We start from the raw sequence: 630 nt of genomic DNA, 5'->3' as shown, positions 1-630 counted from the left end.
TGATCCAAAAATGACCGAAGCTTTAAAACGAATTAGTAAACATCATCAAGTAACCTTAAACAACGTCATCCAAACGGTATGGGGAATCCTACTCCAAAAGAATACAAACTTAGATGATGTCGTATTTGGCTCGGTCGTTTCCGGAAGGAATGCAGAAGTAGAAGGTATTGAGGAAATGGTAGGATTATTCATAAACACAGTACCAGTACGAGTGAAACAAGAAGTTAATCATACATTTATTGATGTTGTTAAACAAATGCAGAAAGATTCATTAGAATCGGCAAGATATGATTATTATCCACTGGCAGATATTCAATCTTTATCTGAGGTCAAACGGAATTTAGTCAATCACATAATTGTTTTTCAAAACTATTATGTTGATCATGAGCTAATGAGCTTCGATCATTCATTAGGCTTTGAATTAGAAAATATTACATATTATGAGGAAAACAACTATGAATTGGCAGCTATGGTTATACCGAGTGATACACTAACCGTTCGATTCTCTTATAACTCTAATGCTTACGATCAAGAAATGGTAAACAGATTAAAAAACCATTTCATCGAAATCATTCAATCCGTGATTCAAAACCAGGAAATCCCTGTATCCCAAATCAGTATGACAACTGA

The 630-nt window shown here is 34.1% G+C and carries 1 protein-coding gene; it reads left to right on the top strand.

Going from position 1 to position 630, the window contains the following annotated elements:
* Positions 1 to 630: condensation domain-containing protein (locus tag Q1A47_RS20570; protein ID WP_299632756.1), on the top strand; the 630-nt coding region annotated here is incomplete at both ends.

Source organism: uncultured Virgibacillus sp. (assembly GCF_947495635.1).
Lineage (GTDB): Bacteria > Bacillota > Bacilli > Bacillales > Amphibacillaceae > Virgibacillus > Virgibacillus salarius.
Note: the sequence above shows the minus strand (reverse complement) of the source record. Positions and strands in the feature narration are given on the sequence as shown.